Source organism: uncultured Amaricoccus sp. (assembly GCF_937858865.1).
Lineage (GTDB): Bacteria > Pseudomonadota > Alphaproteobacteria > Rhodobacterales > Rhodobacteraceae > Amaricoccus.
This window is the reverse complement of record NZ_CALLYO010000511.1, coordinates 1-4,314: the sequence shown is the minus strand read 5'-3', so window position 1 is coordinate 4,314 and position 4,314 is coordinate 1. Positions and strand designations below refer to the sequence as shown.

The following is a 4,314-nucleotide window of genomic DNA, read 5'->3' as shown; positions in this document are numbered from 1 at the left end:
TCCCACGTCCTCGCCAGCCTCGTCACGCTCGAGCGTCTGGTGGCCTTCTTCACCGCCGCCGACCTCCAGCGCAACGGGAAGGAGGAGCGCGGGCGGCTCAAGTCGCTCGCACGGGACACGCGCTTCCTCGCCGAACATGCCGCCTTCATCGGGCAGAAGGTGACCTTCCTGCTGGATGCGACGCTCGGGATGATCTCGATCCAGCAGAATGCGATCATCAAGATCTTCTCGGTGGCGGCGGTCATCTTCCTTCCGCCGACTCTCGTCGCCTCGATCTACGGGATGAACTTCGCGCGGATGCCCGAGCTCGAGTGGGCCTTCGGCTACCCGATGGCCCTGCTGCTGATGGTCGGCTCGGCGGTCGTCTCCTACTGGGTCTTCAAGATCCGCGGCTGGCTCTAGACCTTGTCGACCACGGCGACGCCGGTGGCGAGGCGAGGCCGGCTCGGGGCCCTGCCCTCGGAGACGAGGAGCAGGAGCGCGTCGTCGAGGCGCTCGGCGAGCATCGGCATGCCGTTCGTCGCGGCATAGATCCGCAGCTCGGTCAGGATGTCGAACATCTGGGCGTCGGTCTCGGGTAGGTACATCGCGAGAATCCAGCATCAACAGTCCGGCCCGGGGCCACACGCCCCGCCCTCGCGCGAGTACTAGTCCCCTCCGCAACACAAGGACAGTGGAAAATGGTCGCAGCCGCCGCGGCTGCCGGCGAAATATTGCTCGTGGTTAAGTTCTCCGCGGCAGCGCGGACGCGCCGGTCCGGCATCGACAGGGCGGGCGGCAGGGTCTAGATGGTGGCGCCTGCACCGGGGAAGAGGCTTGCCGGACTTCAGCGAGAGAGAGTTGCGCGACGCGCTGGGCTGCTTCGCCACCGGGGTGACGGTCGTCACCACCATGACCCCGCGCGGGCCGCTCGGGATCACCGCGAACAGCTTCGCCAGCGTCTCGCTCGACCCTCCGCTCGTGCTCTGGTCCCCGGCGCGGAAGTCGCGGCGCTTTCCGGCCTTCGAGGCGGCGCCCCATTTCGCGATCCATGTCCTGAGCGTGGAGCAGAAGGTGCTCGCCGAGCATTTCGCGCTGCCGGGGGACGGGTTCGCGGGTGTGGATTTCACGTCCGGGATCGGCGGGACGCCGCTTCTCGCCGGCTGCGCGGCGCGCTTCGAGTGCCGGCATGCCGCCGGGCACGACGGGGGCGATCATCTGATTGTGGTCGGGGAGGTGCTCCGGCTCGAACAGGCCGACGTCGAGCCGCTCATCTTCCACCGCGGGCGCTATTGCGGGCTCGGGAACGGCTGAGCTTGCCCTTGCGCCGTTCTCCGCGCTAGGACGGCGCGCGAACGCGAGCCCCGGAATTCCGCCCATGGCCAAGGACAAGCAGAAGAAGCCCCGCCGACCGCGGGCGGAGACGCCGCGAGGCTTCCGCGACTATTTCGGCGCCGAGGTGCGGGCGCGCGACGCCATGCTCGCGCAGATCTGCGAGGTCTATCACGCTTGGGGGTTCGACCCGCTGGAGACGAGCGCGGTCGAGACGGTCGAGGCGCTGGGCAAGTTCCTGCCCGACGTCGACCGGCCGAACGAGGGGGTCTTCGCCTGGCGGGACGAGGACGAGCAGTGGCTCGCGCTCCGCTACGACCTGACGGCGCCGCTGGCGCGGGTCTACGCCCAGCACCGGCAGAGCCTGCCCGCGCCCTACCGGCGCTATGCCGTCGGGCCGGTCTGGCGCGACGAGAAGCCGGGGCCGGGGCGGTTCCGGCAGTTCTACCAGTGCGATGCCGACACGGTCGGCGCGGCCTCGGTCGCGGCGGATGCCGAGATGTGCGCGATGCTGGGCGAGGCGCTCGAGGCGGCGGGGATCGCGCGCGGCGACTACGCGGTCCGCATCAACAACCGCAAGGTGCTGAACGGGGTCATGGAGGTGGTCGGGCTCCTCGACCCGGCCGATCCCGAGGCGCAGGCGGGGCGGCGCGGGATCGTCATGCGGGCGATCGACAAGATCGACCGGCTGGGCGAGGCGGGCGTGCGCGCGCTTCTCGGCGCCGGGCGGCGGGACGAGAGCGGGGACTTCACCGCCGGCGCCGGGCTCGAGGCCGAGGGGGCGGAGACGATCCTCGCCTTCATGGCGGCACGGGCCGACGACGGGGCGGCGACCTGCGCGCGGCTGCGCGAGCTGGTCGGGGGCTCTGCGGCGGGGCGCGAGGGGGTCGAGGAGCTCGAGACCATGGCCGGGCTTCTCGCGGCGCGGGGGGCGAGCGCGGTCATCGACCCGGCGGTGGTGCGGGGGCTCGGCTACTATACCGGGCCGGTGGTCGAGGCGGAGCTGACCTTCGAGGTGGTGGACGAGGACGGGCGGCCGCGGCAGTTCGGCTCGGTGGCGGGCGGCGGGCGCTACGACGACCTCGTCCGGCGCTTTACCGGCGAGGCGGTCCCGGCGACCGGCATCTCCATCGGGGTGGACCGCCTGCTCGCTGCGCTGGGCGAGAAGGGCAGGCTCACGGCTGAGGGGCCGGGGCCGGTCGTGGTCACGGTAATGGACCGCGGCGAGATGGCCGGTTACCAGCAGATGGCGGCGGAGCTGCGGGCCGCCGGGCTGCGGGCCGAGGTCTTCCTCGGCGGCGGCAACATGGCGCGGCAGCTCAAATATGCCGACCAGCGCCGGGCGGCGGTCGCGGTGATCGAGGGCGGCGACGAGCGGGCGCGCGGGGTGGTGCAGCTCAAGGATCTGGCGCTCGGGGCGCGGCTCGCGGCGGAGATCGCGACGCACGAGGCCTGGAAGGCGCAGCCGGCGCAGGTCGAGGTGCCGCGCGGCGGGCTGGTGGCGGCGGTGCGGGCGATGCTGGCGCGGGCGGACTGAGGCATGGTCGCCGACCGGGCCTATCTCGCCGGCGGGCGCATCGGGCCGGGGCTCGCCCGGCTCGATCGCGAGCTGGGGCGGATCATGCGGGTGCTGCGCTCGACCGGGGCGACGACGGTCGAGCCGGCGGCGCTGCAGCCGGCCGAGGTGTTGCTCGACCTCTACGGCGAGGACATCCGCGCGCGCGCCTTCGTCACCCGCGACGAGGGGGCGGAGATGATGCTGCGCCCGGATTTCACCGTGCCGATCGTGCGGCTGCACATGGACGCGGGCGCGGAGCCGGCGCGCTACGTCTACTCGGGGCCGGTCTGGCGGCGGCAGGACGCGGGCTCGACGCGGCCGCGGGAGTATCTGCAGGCGGGCTTCGAGGTCTTCGAGGGCGGCGATCCGGCGGCGCACGACGCCGAGGTGCTCGGCCTCGTGACCGAGGCGCTGGGCGGGGCGGCCGTCGATCTCGTCACCGGGGATCTCGGCCTGGTGCTGGCCGCGATCGACGCGCTCGGGACGAGCGCCGCCCGCAAGGCGGCGCTCAGGCGGCACGTCTGGCGGCCGGTGCGGTTCCATGCCCTGCTGCGGCAGTTCGGCGAGGAGCATGCGGCCCTCCGCGCCCGGCGGGCGGCGCTGCTGGCGGCGGAGGCGGAGGGGCGGGTGCCGGAGCTGATCGCGGCAGGGCGGCAGGTCGGGGCGCGCGGCGCCGAGGAGGTGGCGGCGCGGGTCGCGCACCTGGCCGAGGAGGCGGCGACGCCGCCGCTGCCGGCGGCGGAGGTGGCGCGGATCGAGGCGCTGCTGGCGGTGCAGGGGCAGGCGCCGGCGGCGGTCGCCGAGCTCCGGGCGCTGGCGGCGGGCGTGCCGCAGCTCGCGGCGGCGGTCGACCGGCTGGAGGCGCGGCTTGCGGCCTTCGCGGCGCGGGGGATCCGGCCGGAGGCGCTGCGCTTCGAGGCGAGCTTCGGGCGGACGTCGCTCGAATATTACGACGGGATGGTCTTCGGGGCGATGCCGCGCGGGCGCGACGACCTGCCGCCGGTGGCGAGCGGGGGGCGCTACGACACGCTGACCCGCGTGCTCGGCCGCGGCCGCGGCATCCCGGCGGTGGGCGGGATCATCCGGCCCGAGGCCCTGGTGGCGCTATGCGGCTGAAGCTCGGGGTGCCGTCGAAGGGGCGGCTGCAGGAGGAGACGATCGCCTGGTTCCGCGAGCGCGGCGTGGCGCTGGCGCGGAGCGGGAGCGGGCGGGAATACCGCGGGACGGTGAAGGGCGTGGACGGGGTGGAGCTCGTCCTGCTGTCGGCGGCGGAGATCCCGCGCGAGCTGGCGGGCGGGCGGCTGCATCTCGGGGTGACCGGGCAGGACCTGGTGCGCGAGGAGATCCCGCGCTGGGCGGAGCGACTGGTCGAGGTGGCGCCGATGGGGTTCGGCTTCGCCGACCTGGTGGTGGCGGTGCCGGTCTTCTGGATCGACGTGGCGGGG

General features: G+C 73.8%; 6 protein-coding genes. 5 read left to right on the top strand and 1 reads right to left on the bottom strand.

Annotated elements, in window-relative coordinates; genetic code table 11:
• Positions 1–402 (top strand): CorA family divalent cation transporter (locus tag Q0112_RS15000; protein WP_297976659.1); only part of this gene is annotated, 402 nt, incomplete at its 5' end.
• Here Q0112_RS15000 and Q0112_RS14995 read toward each other — a convergent pair.
• Positions 399–587: a hypothetical protein gene (locus Q0112_RS14995; RefSeq protein WP_297976657.1), complete on the bottom strand. Its 189-nt coding sequence runs from the start codon at positions 585–587 to the stop codon at positions 399–401. The genes Q0112_RS15000 and Q0112_RS14995 overlap by 4 nt on opposite strands.
• A gap of 253 nt (positions 588–840) precedes the next feature.
• On the opposite strand from Q0112_RS14995, the gene Q0112_RS14990 reads away from it, so the two are divergent.
• The 4 genes from Q0112_RS14990 to hisG all read left to right on the top strand — a co-directional run.
• On the top strand, positions 841–1,293 hold the full coding sequence (locus Q0112_RS14990; RefSeq protein WP_297976655.1) for a flavin reductase family protein: 453 nt from the start codon (positions 841–843) through the stop codon (positions 1,291–1,293).
• Between the two features lie 64 nt (positions 1,294–1,357).
• The gene (gene hisS / locus Q0112_RS14985; protein ID WP_297976653.1) at positions 1,358–2,848 is read left to right on the top strand and encodes a histidine--tRNA ligase; all 1,491 of its coding nucleotides are present in this window, start codon (positions 1,358–1,360) and stop codon (positions 2,846–2,848) included.
• A 3-nt stretch (positions 2,849–2,851) separates the two neighbouring features.
• Complete coding sequence (locus Q0112_RS14980) at positions 2,852–3,985, top strand: ATP phosphoribosyltransferase regulatory subunit (RefSeq protein WP_297976651.1); 1,134 nt, start codon at positions 2,852–2,854, stop codon at positions 3,983–3,985.
• The coding region (gene hisG / locus Q0112_RS14975; protein ID WP_297976649.1) for an ATP phosphoribosyltransferase at positions 3,976–4,314 on the top strand (339 nt) is incomplete at its 3' end. The genes Q0112_RS14980 and hisG, both read left to right, overlap by 10 nt.